Genomic DNA, 15,413 nt, shown 5'->3' on the forward strand with positions numbered 1-15,413 from the left:
CCCAAATGAGCGACGCCCCCGCCGCCACCCCGCCCGCGCCCGCCGGGCAGCCGGTCCAGTACATCCTGCAGCCGCGCGAGAGCCTGTTCGGCCGCTTCGGGAAGCTCTTGCTGGTCGCGCTGGTGCTGTGCGTGCTGGCGATGATCGGCATGGCGGGGCAGGTGCAGCAGTACTTCGGCGACGGGCAAGGCCCGAACGAGAAGCACCACTCGCTCTCCCGCGACGCGGCCGACAAGATCGCGATCCTCAAGGTGACCGGCCCGATCATCGAGGGGGACGACTACGTCGAGCAACAGATCGAGAAGATCGAGCGCGACGACGCCGTCAAGGCGATCGTGCTGCGGATCGACTCGCCGGGCGGCACGGTCACCTACAGCGACCGGCTCTACCACAAGATCACCCAGCTAGCCGACGAGCGCGAGCTGCCGCTGGTGGTGAGCATGGGCAGCCTCTGCGCGAGCGGCGGCTATTACATCGCGATGGCGGTCGGCGACCAAGAGGAGGCCATCTACGCGGAGCCGACCACGTGGACCGGCTCGATCGGCGTGGTGATCCCTAGCTACAACGTGGCCGACGCGATGTGGTGGACCGGCGTGAAGGACCTGTCGGTCGCCAGCGGCGATCTCAAGCTCATGGGCAGCCCGACCCGCAAACGCTCCGCGAAAGAGGCAGCGATCTTCCGCGGACTCGTGCGGCAGGCCTTCGACGGCTTCAAGGAAGTCGTCAAGGCCGGCCGCCCCGCGTTCCGCGACGACGAACAGGCCCTCGAAGCGGTCACCACCGGCCAGGTCTTCGCGGCCAAGCAGGCGCTGGAGAACGGCCTGGTCGACCGGCTGGGCTTCATCGAGGAGGCGATCGAGCGCGCGGCCGAGCTGGCGGGCTTGTCGACCGACTCGGTCCGCGCCGTCGAGTACGAGCGGCGCCTCACGCCGATCCAGCAGTTCCTCGCCGCGGGGTCGCCCGGGCGCCCGGCCGTCGCCGAGCAAGGCCTGCGCGGGCTGATCGAGCTGTCGGCGCCGCGGGCGTACTACCTGAGCACCCTCGCGCCGGTTTGGTTGGCTTCGGAGTGATTCACCGCGGGCGCCCGGAGAGAATGGAACGCGGATGAACACGGATTGGGCGGATGAACACGGATTCTGCTTCTAGGTCGTCCAACATTGAATCGAAGCCATCCGCGTCCAACGTGCCCGTCATTCATCCGCGAGGATCCGCCCAATCCGTGTTCATCCGTGTCCTATTCGTAGCCCCTCGGTGCCTCTGTGGTTCCCCCCGCCCCGCCCCACCTGCTCGACGACCTCGACGGCCAGCTCGCCGCGGCTTGTGAGCGGCTGGGGCTGCCCGCGTTCCGCGCGCGGCAGGTCCGCAAGTGGCTGCTGGAGAAGCGCGCCGGCGGCTGGGACGAGATGACCGACCTGCCCAAGGGGCTCCGCGCCGAGTTGGCCGACGCGTTGCGGCTGTGGACCGCCGAGGTCGTCAAGCACTCGGCCGCCGACGACGGCGCCGAGAAGCTGCTGCTGCAACTCGCAGGCGGGGGGAGGATCGAGTGCGTGCTGCTGCGGGAGAACGTGGGGCCGCGGGCCAAGCAGGAGGGCCTCCGCCGCACGTTCTGTATCAGCACGCAGGTCGGCTGCGCGATGGGCTGCGTGTTCTGCGCCAGCGGCTTGGACGGCGTCGAGCGGAACCTCACGACCGGCGAGATCCTCGAGCAGGTGCTGCTGCTCGAGCGGCGGCTGGGGCCCGACGAGCGGCTCAGCCACCTGGTCGTGATGGGCATGGGCGAGCCGCTGGCGAACCTGGACAACCTCCTGCCCGCGTTGGACGAGGTCAGCCGGCCGGATGGGCTGGGGGTGAGCCCCCGGCGGATCACGATCTCCACCGTCGGGCTGCCGCCGGCGATCCGTCGGCTGGCCGCGAGCGAAGCGGGCCGGCGGTACCGGTTGGCGATCTCGCTGCACGCGCCGAACGACGAGCTGCGCAGCCGCTTGGTGCCGGTCAACGCGAAGATCGGCGTCGACGCGGTGATGGCCGCGGCGGACGATTACTACGCGGCCAGCGGCCGGCGCCTGACGTTCGAGTACGTGCTGCTGGCGGGCCTGAACGACCGCCCCGAGCACGCGCACCAGCTGGTGCGGCTGCTGGCCGGCCGCAACGCGCTGTTGAACGTGATCCCGTACAACCCGGTCGCGGGCCTGCCGTACGAGACGCCGTCGATGGAAGCGCAGCGGCGTTTCCGAGAGATCCTCGAGACGCACGGCGTGCCGATCCGCTTCCGCCACCGCAAGGGGGACAAGATCAACGCGGCCTGCGGCCAGCTGAGGCGCAGCACGCCGGCGGGGGTGGTCAACCCGGGATAATCGTTAGTGGGACGCCCGACTTTGGGCGAAATACCCGAAAGTCTTTCTTGTCGATGGTGAATACCCGCTGGATGCCGTCGCGGTCGGCGATATACATCAATGCGGCGTCGGCCAACTGAAACGGTTGATCCTGGTACTTTTCTCCTGGATCGCGCGGATCCCCGCCACGTCGGGCACGCCGAGTTCGACAAGCCCAATCAGTCCGCCGTCAATCGTGCGCAGCAAATCATGCGTCGCGGCCGGCCCCGAGTGCTTCAGCAGCTTGTAGCTCGCTTCCGCCACGGCAGGCCAGCACGTCAGCAAAGGGCTCTGCACAGACGGAAGCGTTGCCGTGCAGACCTCGTGATGTTGGTCGCGGTCGCTCAAGAGTGCGATCAATGGACCGGCGTCAACGAGAACCGCATCCATCATCCGCCAAAGCCCTCAAGGTACTTCGGATTGGATGACAGGTCGGGGGGCGCATTCTTCACGACGCCTATCACGCCTAAACGCACCGCGAGATCGTAAGCGCTCTGTTGAACGTCGCCACCGTCAGTCCCGTTCGAGTCGCTCTCCGATACCGATGGCTGTGCGTAGCTTCGCCGAACCTCTCGCTCCAATTCGGCGACCAAGGAACGGAAAGCCTCGTCCTTGCCGCCGTCGGTGCGTCGAACCTTAGCGGCCAGCTCCAGCCCCGGAATCGTCCCGGCTTGCCGCCATTGCGCTAAGACCCGATCCGGGGGGACGTTCGAGCTGTTGCTCTCTTCCGCCAGCCGCTTGAGGCCCCACGCTCGCAACTCGAGGTCTGCGGCGCTGGTGAACAAGTTTTCGATCGTGGCGTCCATCACTTGATCCTACTCAAACCGAGGACCTTCCGCCCGATCGAACCCGAGGGGGCGAATCGCCGCCCTATTCCGTGATCATGTCCCGCACCGTCTTGCCGCTGGGGATCATCGGCAGCACGTGCTCTTGGTACGGCACGGCCACGTCGAGGATGAACGGGCCCGGGTAGTCGAGCATCTCGTTGATCGCGCCCTCGAGGTTCTCCTTCTTCTCGACGTACGCGCCGCCGCAGCCGTAGCCCTTGGCGATCGCGACGAAGTCCGCGTAGCGGTTCGCCTGGTCCATCTCGCCGATGCCGTCGCCCTCGCCGGACCACTCCGGCTTGTCGATCGGGCCGAGGTACGTGTGCGCGCGGTTGCCGGCCATGAACCGGTCCTCCCACTGCACGACCATCCCCAGGTGCTGGTTGTTCAAGAGGAACACCTTCACGGGGAGCTTCTCGCACACGAGGGTGCTGAGCTCTTGGATGTTCATCTGGAACGAGCCGTCGCCGTCGATGTCGATCACCAGGCGGCCGGGGAAGGCGGCCTGCACGCCCATCGCGGCCGGGAGGCCGAAGCCCATCGTTCCCAGGCCGCTGGAGCTGAGCCACGTGCGGGGCTTCTGGAACTTGTAGAACTGGGCGGCCCACATCTGGTGCTGGCCCACGCCCACGGTGATCACTGGGTCGCGGTCGGCCGTCATCCGCCAGAGCTGGTCGATCGCGCTCTGTTGGGTGATGCCCGGGTAGTCCTTGTCGAACCTGAAGGGGAACTCTTTCTTCCACTCCATGCACCGCTCGACCCACTCAGAGATGTCCTCCGGGGCCTCGACGATCTTGTTCAGCTCCGAAAGCGCGTGCTTCACGTCGCTCTGCACGGGGATGTGGGCGGCCTTGTTCTTGTTGATCTCCGCGGCGTCGATGTCGACGTGGATGATCTTGCCGTGCTTGCAGAACTCCTCGAGCTTGCCGGTCACCCGGTCGTCGAACCGCACGCCCAGGCCGATCAACAGGTCCGCCTCGTCGACCGCGCGGTTGGCGTACACGCTGCCGTGCATGCCGAGCATGTCGAGCGACAACGGGTCCGTGCCCGGGTACGCGCCCAGGCCCATCACCGTGGTCGTGATCGGGATGCCGGTCTTCTTGACCAGCGTGCGCAGCTCTTCGGACGCCTCGCTGGCGATGACGCCGCCGCCCGCGTAGATGACCGGCCTCTTGGCGCGCTTGATCGCGGCGGCCGCTTGGCGGAGGGCCTCCGGCTTGGCCAGGGGCTTCGCCGGGTTGTAGCCGGGCAGGTTGACCGGCGCGTCCCAGTCGGGCACGCAGGAGGCCAGTTGCACGTCCTTCGGGACGTCGATCAGCACCGGGCCGGGCCGGCCGGTGCTGGCGATCAGGAAGGCCTCCTTGACGACGCGCGCCACGTCGTTCACGTCGGTCAGCAGGTAGTGGTGCTTGGTGATGCCGCGGCAGACCTCGACCATCGGCGTTTCTTGGAACGCGTCGGACCCGATCACGGCCGTGGGCACCTGGCCGGTGATGCAGACGAGCGGCACCGAGTCGAGCTTCGCGTCGGCGATCGCCGTCACCAGGTTCGTCGCGCCGGGGCCGGAGGTGGCCATCGCCACGCCCACCTTGCCGGTGCTCCGCGCCAGGCCCTGCGCGGCGAACGCCCCGCCCTGCTCGTGCCGCGGCAGCACGGTGCGCAGCTGGTCCTTCACACGCGTCAGCGCCTGGTGCAGCGGCATGCTGCACCCGCCCGGGTACGCGAAGATGGTGTCCACACCGTGCCGCACCAACGACTGCACGAGGATGTCGGCCCCGGAGAGGAGCTGCGTCTTGGGAGCGGTGGTCGTGGCGGCGGACATGCGGGTCCCAGCAGTTTAAAGGGGTCTCGGCGGGGCGGCCCGGCGCAAAGGGGGCGCCGTCGGGGCGTCGCCTGGGCCGCGTAATCTGCCTTTCTGATAGCCCCTCATCATAGGCTGCCGGCGCCGCCCCGGACAACCAGCGGCGGGAAGGCTTCGGGCTTCAGGCGGCGGGCTTCGGGCTTCAGGCTTCAGGCTTCGGGCGGCGGGCCCCGGGAAGGAATCGCGTCCGCACCGCCGATTCGCCAGAAGCCCGAAGGCGGAGGCCCGAGGCCTCCCAAGCTCACCCCCCCTTCGATCGCACCAGCGTCAAACTATAGAGCACCACCACCGACCCGCATGCCAGCAGGCTCCAGGGGGCCCACTCCGGCGGCGTCAGGTCCCGCGCCGGCGAAACGACCTGTCCGCCGCGGGTCTGCGGCTTGAGCACGGCTTTCTGGATGGCCAGCGCCTCGACGCCGAGCAGGCAGATGTAGGCGCCCACGGCTAGGAAGAACGATCGCCACATAGGGAAGGGTCGTCGGGCTCGGGTTTGGGGCTTCGAATCGGAGTGCGGGGTCCGCCCTTTGATTCGGCGCCGCCACTGGCGGGGCTAGCAGCGAATCGAGCCGACGACACGTCGCACGGGTCGTGCGGAACGAACGGCGGCGACCGACCCGGTGGGGGTTTCCACAATACCGAGCAAACCCCTTCAACCTCACCGGGGCGCGGCGCCGATACCGTCGAAGAGGAGCGAGCTTGTCCCGATGGAATCGGGGCGGCCTCGCGCGAGGGCATCCTACTAGCCGAAGGATTGGCGACCATGCGAGCGACCTCCCTGCGGATCTACCGCGGACCCGAAGGCGAGACCGACCACCGCCCCGCCACGCCGACGGCGCGGATGTCGGGCGACAACCGCTCGGTCACCGCCAAGGCGTCGCACCTGCTGCCGCTGCTGGCCGACGCCGTGTACAGCCAACGCACGTGGCTCGACGACTTCGCCGACGACGAGGTCACGGTCTCCGCCGACCTGTACGAAGTCCTCATGGCCTACCAGCACTTCCGCCGCCCCGTGGCGTGACAGGAGTAGGCAGAGGGCAGAGGGCCGCAAGCAGGTCGCTGCGCTCTGCCAATGGCCACCTGTCTGCTTACTGCCGTCTGCCCTCTGCCTGCTGCCCGCTAAACGCGTGCACCGCTTCGACGAGCGCTCGCGCGTTCTCCGGCGGCGTTTGCGGCACGATGCCGTGGCCCAGGTTGAACACGTGTCCCGGCCGGCCGGCGACGCTCCGGAGCAGCTCGCGCACGCGGGTCTGGACCGTCTCGCGCGGGGCGAGGAGCGTCATCGGGTCGAGGTTCCCTTGCACGGCGACGCCGCCCTCGGGGCGTGACGCGTCGAGGCGGTCCCACGCGGCAGCGAGGTCGATCCGCCAGTCGACGCCGATCACGTCGCCCCCGGCCTCGGCGACGAGCGGGAGCAACTCCGGGTTGCCCGCGCCGAAGTGGATCACGGCCGCGGCCGGGTCGAGCGCGTCGATCAGCTCGCGCGTGTAGGGGAGCACGTACCGCCGGTAGTCGGCGGGCCCCAAGCAGCCGACCCAGCTGTCGAACAGCTGCACCGCCTGCGCGCCGGCCGCGATCTGCGCGTTGAGGTACAGCGCGGCCGCGCGGGCGAAGCGCCGCATGAGCTCGCCCCAGGCGCCCTCGTCGCGCTGCATGAGCGTGCGGGTGTGCAGGTAGTTGCGGCTGCCGCCCCCCTCGATCGCGTAGCTGGCGAGCGTGAACGGCGCGCCGGCGAAGCCGATCAGCGGCAGGTGCTCGGGCAGGTCGCGGCGGGTTTGGCGCACGGTCTCGACGACGAACCACAGCGAGTCGACGCTCGACAGGTCGATCACGCGGTCGACGTCGTCCGCTCCGCGGACCGGGTTGTGGATCTTCGGCCCGTCGCCCTTGGCGAACTCGAGCTCGAGCCCCATCGGCTCGAGGATGGGCAACAGGTCGCTGAAGATGATCGCCGCGTCGACGCCCAGGTAATCGACCGCCGTGCACATCACCTCGCTGCACAGGGCCGGGTTCTTGCACAGCTCGAGGAACGAGACTCTCGCGCGGACCTCGCGGTACTCGGGCATGTAGCGGCCCGCTTGCCGCATGAGCCAGACCGGCGTGCGCTCGACCGGCTCGCGCCGGCACGCCCGCAGGAAGTCGCTGTCGGCCCACGGCTGGCCGGCGACCGCGTCGCGGAGTTCGGCGGCGCGTTGGCTGGCGCCCGCGACCGACGTCGTGGGCTCGCCGACTCGCGCCGTGGGCTGGCCGGGCCTGGCCGGCTTCGCCGCGTCGAGCAACGCGCCGAGCTGCTGCTTCCGGCCGAGCACCGCGGCGGCGCCGGCGGCCGCGTCGGCGACCATCTTGCCCATCGCTCCGGTCGACTCGATGTCCACCGGCAGGTCGAGCGCGCGGAGCCGCTCGCTGGTGGTCGGGCCGATCGAGACCACGCACGCGCGGCGGAACCCGTCGCGCACGCGGTCGCCGAGGCCGAGCTTGTCCGCGACCACGAGCAGGTTGTTGAGCTGGTTGGCCGACGTGAGCATGACGACGTCCACCTCCCCCTCGGCGAGGCGCCGCGCGTTCGCCTCGAGCGGCGCGGTGTCTTCGGGCAACGCCCACTCGTAGACCTGCAAGCGGTCGACCGTGGCGCCGCGCGCCTCGAGGCCGGCGAGCAGGCTCGGGTTGGTCTCGCCGTACTCCTGCACGCCAACCGTGAGGTTCGCGACGGGCATCTGGGCGTCGATCGTCGAGAGGACTTCGCGCCAGGTGTTCGGCGCGGGCGCGCGGTGCGTGGGCTTGAGGCCGAACTCGCGGAGCACGGCGACCGGCTTGGGCCCGCGCGCGAGGGTGGGCACGTCGGCGAGCGCGTCGAGCAACCGCTGTCGGCCCACGTGGCGCTCGGTCCGCTCGACGAACATCCGCACGCCCACGCCGGTCAGCAACACGACCGCGTCGACCTCGCCGGCGACGAGCCGGTGCGCGAACTCGATCGCGGGGCGGTCGTCGGCGATCGGCGCCTCGCGCATCGAAGGGCTCACGAGCGCGACGCCGCCGCGCTTCGTGATCAACCGCTCCATCTCGGCCGCGCGGCGGCTCTCGAGCGAAACCACTCGCAAGCCATCGAACGCTGCGCTCGGCGACGCGGCGTCGGTCGATTGGGGTGTGCTAGTAGACATCGCGTTGTCTCTCGCGGAGCGGATCCCGACACGCAGCGGCCAGTAGCGCAGCTTAGCAAGCGCGTCGCGTGGCGACGACGGCCCGCCGCGTGAAGCGATCGCGAAGCGTTCGTGAAGGTTTGCTTGACAACCGGGGCTCGCTCGGCAACACTCCTCGCACGTCGCACGCGACGCATCGCCCCCACGCGACGCGACGCGGTCCGACAGGGCGTGGCGCCTCGGGTTCCGATGTCCGCTGGCGTCCCCACCGCTCGCCGTCATTGGGTGAGTTTTGCTTTCCGATCAGGAGGTTTTCTGCGCCCACGCTGCGCGCGTCCGTGCCGGCGGAATGATTCCGCCGACGGCCGACGAAGGCGGCACTGCACGGCGCCCTCTGTTCGCATACGGAGTTGACTCATTGGGAGGTGGAACCGAGGGAACCACACCACAGCGCGCCAGCGTTGCGACACGGAAGTCCCTCCCTTTGTTTGTTTCGCCGAGGGCCGATCCAGCGCCCTCGCCGAGGCAGGTTGTGCCCTTCGCGAAGCGCCGCGCGAAAGCATCGGCGTCGACCCGTCCGCCACGCTTGTAGCCCTGCCGGGCGCCGTCGCGGCCTGCCGGTCGTTACCATCGCGGCATGGCCCGCTGCTTGGTATCGCTCGGCTCGAACCACGGTGACTCGGACGCGGCGATCGGCGCCGCCGCCGAGGCGCTGGATCTGCTCGCCGGCGGCGACTCGTTGACGCTCAGCGCAACAATCGTGACCCCGCCCGTCGGCGGCCCCGCGGGTCAACGCGCGTATCTGAACGCGGCCGCCGCGCTGACGCTCGACCTGCCCCCGGCCGAGCTGCTCCGCGAGCTCCAGCGGATCGAGGCCCGGCACGACCGCCGCCGCTCGGTGCGGTGGGACGCGCGCACGCTCGACCTCGACCTGCTGCTCTACGACGACCGGGTCGTCCGCACGAGCGAACTCCGCCTGCCGCACCCGCGGATGACCTTCCGGCGGTTCGTGCTCGATCCGGCGCGGCAGGTCGCCGGCGAGTGGGTGCACCCGGAGTGCGAGCGGACGCTCGACGAGCTACTGCGGCTGCTCGACGCGGGGACCGACGCGGTGCACGTGGCCGACGACGACGACGGCGCCGCCAGCGACCTGGTCCGCCGGCTCCGCCCCGACGCGACGCTCCTCCGGCAACCGCCGCCGGCCGACGCCCCGCCGCCGCGGCTGACGATCGCGTGCTCCGCGGACCCTTGGCCGCTCGGCCCGTGCGGCCCGCGGCTTGCCTTGGCCGACTGCCCGCGGGAGCATTGGGAGGCCGAAGTCGCCGCGGCGCTGCGGTGCGTGTGGCCGGCCTGACGCCTTTGCACTGCCGCGTTCCGCCGTGTCCGAACCCTCGCTGCTCACCGAGATCGACCCGACCCGCTCCTGGGTGCGCGCGCGGCAAGCCTCGGGAGAGCGGGTCGGCTTGGTCCCCACCATGGGAGCGCTGCACGCGGGCCACCTGAGCTTGGCCGAGCGGTCGGCGAGCGAGTGCGACGCGGTCCTCACGACGATCTTCGTGAACCCGACCCAGTTTGCGCCGAGCGAGGACCTCGGCCGCTACCCGCGCGACCTCGACCGCGACCTCGCGCTGCTAGCAACGGTCGGCGTCGACGCGGTCTTCGCCCCCCGGCCCGACACGATGTACCCCCCGGGGTTCTCGACCAGCATCGACGTGGGGCCCGTCGCCCAGCCCCTGGAGGGCGTTCGGCGGCCGACGCACTTCGCCGGCGTGGCGACGGTCGTGGCCAAGCTGCTGTCGATCGCGCCGGCCGATCGCGCGTACTTCGGGCTAAAAGACTACCAGCAGTGGTGCGTGATCCGGCGGCTGGTCGCCGACCTGGACCTGCCTGTCGAGGTCGTCGCGTGCCCGATCGTGCGCGAGCCAGACGGCCTCGCAATGAGCAGCCGCAACGCGTACCTGTCGCCGGCAGACCGCCGGCGTGCGACGGCCCTGTTCCACGGTCTGAGCCGAGCGAAAGATCTCTACCAGGCATCGGAGCGCGACGCGGGCCGCTTGTGCGACGCGGTGCGAAGCGTTCTGCGCGACGAGGCCGGCGTCGAGCCCGAGTACGTCGAGCTGGTCCGCTTCGGCTCGGTCGAGCCGGTCGCAGCAGCCGACGACGACTCGGTGTTGCTCACCGCCGCCCGGATCGGCGAAACTCGCCTGCTCGACAACCTGCAACTCGCGCCCCACCAGCCGTCCTAGCGCGCCGAGCGCCTCCCAACTAGCGCCTGCCCCTGTATGTGTAGCGAGTTGCTGCGGATCCCCGTCGAGATCGGCGGCGTGCCGATCCTCGGGTTCGGCGTGCTGGCGGCGCTGTGGCTGCTCGGTTGGGGCGTGGTGATGGGGCGCCATGCGGTGCGACGCGGCGTCGATGGCGACTTCTGGGCCTACGCACAGCCGGCCGCGATTGGCCTCGTCGTGCTGCTGCTCGCGCCCCGCTTCGCGCCGGCCGGCGTGCCGATCCGCGGCTACGGCGTGATGCTGCTCATCGGGATCAGCGTGGGCGTGGCGATGGCCGTGCACCGTGCGCAGCGGCACGGGATCGCGGCCGACACGATCTTCGGCCTCGCGTTCTGGCTGTTCGTCGCGGGGATCGTCGGCGCGCGAGCGTTCTTCGTGATCGAGTACTGGGAGACCCGCTTCGCGAGGCGGCCGGCGATCGACACGCTCGTCGACGTGCTTCGGTTCACCGAGGGGGGCCTGGTGGTCTACGGCTCGGTGATCGGCGGGCTGGCCGCGTTCGTCGTTTACTGCCTGCGGCTGAAGCTGCCCGTGCGGGGCATGGCCGACCTGGTCGCCCCCTGCTTCCTCGCCGGGCTAGCGATCGGCCGGATCGGCTGCTTGCTCAACGGCTGCTGCTACGGCGGCCAGACCGACGCGCCGTGGGCGGTCACGTTCCCGCCCGACAGCCCGCCGTACATGGACCAGCTCGTGCACGGCGAGCTGCACGGCCTGCGTATCGAAGAAGCACCGACGGGCGTGGTGACTCGTGTGGGGGGCGAGGTCCGCCGGGTCGAATCCATCAGCGGCCAGCCCGTCGCCAACCTGAACGACGTGGCCGAGGTCCTCGGCGCGGCGGCCTACGCGGGCCAGCCGGTTACGGTCCGCCTAGCCGACGGCCAAACGATCGAGGCCCCGCCCACGACCCGCCAGCGGAGCCTTCCGGTCCACCCCACGCAGGTCTACAGCTCGGTCAACGCGGCGCTGCTCGCTTGGCTGCTCTGGAGCTGGTTCCCAAGCCGCCGCCGCGACGGCGAGGTCGCCCTGCTCTTGTTCACCCTCTACCCGATCTCGCGATTCTTGCTCGAGGCGATCCGCACCGACGAGCAGGCGATTTTCGGCACCGGCCTGAGCATCTCGCAGAACGTGAGTCTGGTCGTGCTGGTGCTAGCGGCTGTGGGTTGGGCGCTGCTGCTGCGGACCCCGCCGGGCCGGAGCCTCGTGGAGCGGCCGCTGGCCCCCGGCGACTCGGCACGAACCACGCCGGCCAGCGCGGCGTAAGTTTTGCTGTCGGTTCATTCATTCGCCGCTTCCTCACGCCCCAGGAGTTTGCAGATCGCCATGCGTATCTTCGGACTGCTCGCGGTGGCCGCCGCCGCGGTCGCCGCTGTACAAATCGCCATCCCCACCGTCCGCGCACAGAACGCCGGGTCGGACGATGAGGGGGTCGTCATCAACATCGGGCCCGATGAGGGCGTCGGGGTCGATGTCGACCGGGGCGGCGGGGTCGACGTCGAGGTCGACCCGGCCACGACCCCCGAAGACCGCCGCGAGCGCCGGCTCGACCGGCGGCAAGACCGCCGCGAACGCTTGGGCCGCATCGGCGGCGGGCCGGTCGCGGTGTCGCGCTACTGGATCGGCCTGGGCGGATCGCCGGTTCCCGAAGAGCTCCGCGCTCAGATCGCCATCGACGGCGACCACGGCGTGCTGGTCCGTACCGTCGCACCCGACGGCCCCGCCGCCCAAGCCGGGCTGCAGCAGTACGACATCATCCTGAGGGCCAACGGCGAGCCCATCGAGGACCTCGCCGAGCTGGCCGAGATCGTCGGCGAACAAGGCGAGAACGGGGGCCAGATCGCGATCGACCTGCTCCGCCGTGGGCAGCAGAAGACCATCACCGTCGAGCCGATCGAGCGGCCGCTCGACGCGCAAGCCACCGCGCCGGCGCGCGGCTGGGACCGCCGCGGCTTGCTGGGCCGCGACGGGCCAGGCGTGCAGCTCAACCTGGACGACCTGCTCGGCCAAGCCGAGTCGCTGCTCGAGGACCGCGCGTTCCGCGGCATGGAGGGGCTCGGCGAGCTCGGACCCCAAGTCGCCGCCAGCGGCGTGTCGATCAGCGTCGCACGGCAGGGCGCCGGCCCCGCGAAGGTCACTGTGCAGCGCGGCGACCAGTCGTGGGAGTTCGACGAGGGAGACCAGCAAGCGATCGACGCCCTGCCCGCCGACGTGCGTCCGACCGTGGAGCGGATGCTCCAGCAAAACGGCGGCGCGTTCGAGCCGGGCTTCGAGGGCTTCCACCTCGACGCGCCGGGTGTCGAGCTCAACCTGCGCGGCGAGGGGATCGCCGAGCGGATCCGCGCGATGCAAGAACGCATGCGGCTGCTGCAAGAGCGCTTCGGCGCAGGCGTCGGGGGGGGATTCGGGGGCTTCGACGAGCCCGCCCCCGGCGGGGCGGTCGAGCAGCCCGAGATCGAGATCGACGAGGCGCCGGCCTTCGACGGCGGCGCCGAGCCCGACGGGGCCGACGAGGCCGAGGGCCCCATCGAGATCGAGATCCCCGCCGAAGAGGTCCCGGCCGAAAGCTGAACCCTCGGCGCCAACCTAGCAACCCCGCCCGCCCGGCTACGCGACGCACGACGTTCGTAGCCGGGCGGCTGGTTTATTGGCGTGGCGAAAACGCTGGCCGCTCGTTCTCGGGTGTCGCCCGTCGGCCGATCCGAATTCGTTTGAAACAAACGCGGCGCGCCCGCAAACGCGTTGTCACGCTTGAACGTGTCGAAACCGGCGTTAAGCGCCTGGCTGACAACGACTTAGCGAAGCGTTACAGCCCCTTCTATGGACTCCAGGGTGTAACGAAACGGCGTCGCTCCGCGCAACGCGCTGCGGCGTTCGACGCGGCGTCGGCCCTCCTCACGGCGCAGCGAACCCAGCATTGTCGCCAATCCGGGACGCCGCCCCGCGCGTTTTGGCCACGGCGGTCTTCCCGCTCTGCGCCGGCTTTGGCGGCGAGCTACCTACGGCGAGGAGAAGCGCGCGTCGGCGATTTCGCCGCGGCAGGCGCCCTGCCGCGGCGAATGCCGCCGCGCACTCTGGTAACGCGGGCGGTGATTGTCGGGGGATGGCGAGCTGTTTAGACTCTTCGACTGCTACGACCGAGGAGCCACGGCAACGGCATGTGAAAGCCGCAGGCAAGGATGCGATTTTACGATTGCACCTGTGATTTTCCCCGAGGGTCTTATGCATCGCACCCCGTCGCGTGGCGTCCGCGCGCTGGCGTTTGTTTCTGTCCTCATCTTGCTGCAATTCGTTGGCCTCAGCCGGAGTGCTTTCTCCGCGGTCATCGTGGCCGCGAACGGCGTTACCAAGGAGCTCTCCCAAACACAGACGACCGTCGTGGTCTCTCAAGCCGGCACGAAGACCGCCGACTTGCCGCTGGCAAGCAACTACCCGACTCCCAATTCTGCGATCGCGTCGGTCGAGGACATCTCCGTTGGGCAGGTCTACGACCAGACAAACCTGCCGGGCCTGGACCCGCCGATGAAGATCCGGCTTGGCGCCTACGTCGGCAGCGGCGGCGTCGCGTCGGCGTCGAAGGCGTCGGTCACCGTGAAGCAGACGATCAAGATCCGTTCGGAAAACGGTTTTGTCCCGAATCAAATCCCGGGCATGCCGACTCACTTCGCGACGTTCCGATTCGGAATCGATGGGCAGTTCGAGATCGGGCTCCGGGAGAACAAGCTAGCGACTATCTTTGGTGAGCCGCAGTTCTACGAGAACCGCAAGCCCCAATCGTACGGGCTGATCTACTTCGACAACCTGACGCCGTTCTACGGCGGGATCGGTAGCATCAACGGCGCGGCCGGCGACACCGTCGGGGATCTCAACCAAGTCTTCGTCGGCGACCAAGGCCACCTGGGATTGAACTTGATTCCCCCCCGGCTTAGCAGCCGAGAGCCGCGGCTGAACACCAGAGGCCTCACGTTCCCGGTGCGGCCCACGGACTACCTCGAATCGGCATATCTTGAAGGGAGTGAGACCTCGAACGATTGGGCGTACCACTTCGGGCCGGATGGACCAAGGAACGCGCCGCCGTTCGTCGAGATCATCGCACCGATGACGATCGACCCGGAGGACCCGAAGGAGGCGACCGCTCTGCTGCACTTCGAGGTCGCCGTTGTGGCGGCCGGAGCCCCGTGGGAAGAGATCGACTTCGACTTCGCGAACACCGTCTCTCTACTCGACTACGGGATCGGCAGCTCGGCCGGCGCGATCTCAACACCGGAGTCGTTCTTCCGAAACTACTCGTTCGACTTCATCGACAACCGACCGGTACCCGAGCCAAGCTCTCTGGTGCTGCTCTGCCTGGTGAGCGCCGTCTTCTCAAAGATGAGGCCCCACCGCTAAGCGGGTAGCGGGTGGCGGGTAGGCCCGACCGTCGCGAGCGCGAAGGTCAGCCAGCCGTTTCGTACAGTAGGTCAGGCTTCGCCTGACGCTGGTTCCCGTCAACCGCGGCTGCGTCAGGCACAGCCTGACCTACGAAACTTCTCACCTGGGTGGCGTCGACAGTCGGCCGACGACAGCGTCGCGCTGGGCGTGAGCCCGTTCGGCCGATCGTCGGTGTCCCGCTCTCCGTCGTCGATTCATCGACGGGGCACCGCCCCATGTTCGTCAGCCCCCGACGCCCGAACCCCCTTATGGGCTACGCCCACGGACAGTCGGCCGACCACGCGTCGCTCGATCACCGAGCGCTACGCGGCCGACTGTCCGTGACACCCCCGACCCTGAGGGAGCCTTGATTCATGAATCTGTTGATTGTTGGTGGCGTGGCTGGCGGAGCGTCCGCAGCCGCTTGTCAAGTTCGGCAGCGCGGCAACCACGCGACTCGGATTCGGTTACAATCCGGTTTTTCTGCCGTGAGCGAGAGTGGGGGCTACAAGACGCACCGACTTATCCAT

The 15,413-nt window shown here is 69.3% G+C and carries 13 protein-coding genes; 8 read left to right on the forward strand and 5 right to left on the reverse strand.

Annotated elements, in window-relative coordinates:
• Window positions 1–5 precede the first annotated feature (5 nt).
• Both sppA and rlmN read left to right on the forward strand, forming a co-directional pair.
• On the forward strand, window positions 6–1,070 hold the full coding sequence (gene sppA, locus RIC11_RS04160; RefSeq protein WP_350208672.1) for a signal peptide peptidase SppA: 1,065 nt from the start codon (window positions 6–8) through the stop codon (window positions 1,068–1,070).
• A gap of 189 nt (window positions 1,071–1,259) precedes the next feature.
• Entirely contained in the window at window positions 1,260–2,354 is a 1,095-nt protein-coding gene (gene rlmN / locus RIC11_RS04165) for a dual-specificity RNA methyltransferase RlmN (protein WP_502879369.1), read from the forward strand.
• Window positions 2,355–2,450: 96 nt separating this feature from the next.
• Here rlmN and RIC11_RS04170 read toward each other — a convergent pair whose 3' ends face one another.
• From RIC11_RS04170 to RIC11_RS04185, 4 genes are all read right to left on the reverse strand, one after another.
• Window positions 2,451–2,720 carry a hypothetical protein gene (locus tag RIC11_RS04170; protein WP_350208674.1) on the reverse strand — a complete coding sequence of 90 codons (270 nt, stop codon included), beginning with the start codon at window positions 2,718–2,720 and terminating at the stop codon, window positions 2,451–2,453.
• A gap of 41 nt (window positions 2,721–2,761) precedes the next feature.
• Window positions 2,762–3,178 (reverse strand): hypothetical protein, encoded by a 417-nt coding sequence (locus tag RIC11_RS04175; RefSeq protein WP_350208676.1) that lies wholly within the window; start codon window positions 3,176–3,178, stop codon window positions 2,762–2,764.
• A gap of 64 nt (window positions 3,179–3,242) precedes the next feature.
• A complete protein-coding gene (gene ilvB / locus RIC11_RS04180) occupies window positions 3,243–5,021 on the reverse strand; it encodes a biosynthetic-type acetolactate synthase large subunit (protein WP_350208678.1) in 1,779 nt (592 codons plus the stop codon).
• 280 nt (window positions 5,022–5,301) lie between these two features.
• On the reverse strand, window positions 5,302–5,526 hold the full coding sequence (locus tag RIC11_RS04185; RefSeq protein ID WP_350208680.1) for a hypothetical protein: 225 nt from the start codon (window positions 5,524–5,526) through the stop codon (window positions 5,302–5,304).
• 294 nt (window positions 5,527–5,820) lie between these two features.
• On the opposite strand from RIC11_RS04185, the gene RIC11_RS04190 reads away from it, so the two are divergent.
• Window positions 5,821–6,078 carry a hypothetical protein gene (locus tag RIC11_RS04190; RefSeq protein WP_350208681.1) on the forward strand — a complete coding sequence of 86 codons (258 nt, stop codon included), beginning with the start codon at window positions 5,821–5,823 and terminating at the stop codon, window positions 6,076–6,078.
• A gap of 67 nt (window positions 6,079–6,145) precedes the next feature.
• Here RIC11_RS04190 and hemE read toward each other — a convergent pair whose 3' ends face one another.
• The gene (gene hemE / locus RIC11_RS04195; RefSeq protein ID WP_350208683.1) at window positions 6,146–8,215 is read right to left on the reverse strand and encodes a uroporphyrinogen decarboxylase; all 2,070 of its coding nucleotides are present in this window, start codon (window positions 8,213–8,215) and stop codon (window positions 6,146–6,148) included.
• Window positions 8,216–8,831: 616 nt separating this feature from the next.
• On the opposite strand from hemE, the gene folK reads away from it, so the two are divergent.
• The 5 genes from folK to RIC11_RS04220 all read left to right on the forward strand — a co-directional run bounded on the left by folK (window position 8,832) and on the right by RIC11_RS04220 (window position 14,862).
• Window positions 8,832–9,548, forward strand: coding sequence for a 2-amino-4-hydroxy-6-hydroxymethyldihydropteridine diphosphokinase (gene folK / locus RIC11_RS04200; RefSeq protein WP_350208685.1), 717 nt, complete (start codon window positions 8,832–8,834; stop codon window positions 9,546–9,548).
• Window positions 9,549–9,573: 25 nt separating this feature from the next.
• Window positions 9,574–10,440, forward strand: a complete 867-nt coding sequence (gene panC, locus RIC11_RS04205) for a pantoate--beta-alanine ligase (RefSeq protein WP_350208687.1) — start codon at window positions 9,574–9,576, stop codon at window positions 10,438–10,440.
• 36 nt (window positions 10,441–10,476) lie between these two features.
• Complete coding sequence (locus RIC11_RS04210; protein WP_350208689.1) at window positions 10,477–11,739, forward strand: prolipoprotein diacylglyceryl transferase; 1,263 nt, start codon at window positions 10,477–10,479, stop codon at window positions 11,737–11,739.
• Window positions 11,740–11,799: 60 nt separating this feature from the next.
• Window positions 11,800–13,044: a S1C family serine protease gene (locus RIC11_RS04215; protein ID WP_350208690.1), complete on the forward strand. Its 1,245-nt coding sequence runs from the start codon at window positions 11,800–11,802 to the stop codon at window positions 13,042–13,044.
• Window positions 13,045–13,695: 651 nt separating this feature from the next.
• Window positions 13,696–14,862, forward strand: coding sequence for a PEP-CTERM sorting domain-containing protein (locus tag RIC11_RS04220; RefSeq protein ID WP_350208692.1), 1,167 nt, complete (start codon window positions 13,696–13,698; stop codon window positions 14,860–14,862).
• The last annotated feature ends 551 nt before the right edge of the window (window positions 14,863–15,413 follow it).

The organism is Botrimarina sp. (genome assembly GCF_040219535.1).
GTDB lineage: Bacteria > Planctomycetota > Planctomycetia > Pirellulales > Lacipirellulaceae > Botrimarina.

Excerpts from the sequence above, each read along its gene's own strand:
- sppA (WP_350208672.1), top strand. The coding sequence starts at position 6 with ATGAGCGACGCCCCCGCCGCCACCCCGCCCGCGCCCGCCGGGCAGCCG.
- RIC11_RS04175 (WP_350208676.1), bottom strand. The coding sequence starts at position 3,178 with ATGGACGCCACGATCGAAAACTTGTTCACCAGCGCCGCAGACCTCGAG.
- ilvB (WP_350208678.1), bottom strand. The coding sequence starts at position 5,021 with ATGTCCGCCGCCACGACCACCGCTCCCAAGACGCAGCTCCTCTCCGGG.
- RIC11_RS04185 (WP_350208680.1), bottom strand. The coding sequence starts at position 5,526 with ATGTGGCGATCGTTCTTCCTAGCCGTGGGCGCCTACATCTGCCTGCTC.
- RIC11_RS04190 (WP_350208681.1), top strand. The coding sequence starts at position 5,821 with ATGCGAGCGACCTCCCTGCGGATCTACCGCGGACCCGAAGGCGAGACC.
- hemE (WP_350208683.1), bottom strand. The coding sequence starts at position 8,215 with ATGTCTACTAGCACACCCCAATCGACCGACGCCGCGTCGCCGAGCGCA.
- folK (WP_350208685.1), top strand. The coding sequence starts at position 8,832 with ATGGCCCGCTGCTTGGTATCGCTCGGCTCGAACCACGGTGACTCGGAC.
- RIC11_RS04210 (WP_350208689.1), top strand. The coding sequence starts at position 10,477 with ATGTGTAGCGAGTTGCTGCGGATCCCCGTCGAGATCGGCGGCGTGCCG.
- RIC11_RS04215 (WP_350208690.1), top strand. The coding sequence starts at position 11,800 with ATGCGTATCTTCGGACTGCTCGCGGTGGCCGCCGCCGCGGTCGCCGCT.
- RIC11_RS04220 (WP_350208692.1), top strand. The coding sequence starts at position 13,696 with ATGCATCGCACCCCGTCGCGTGGCGTCCGCGCGCTGGCGTTTGTTTCT.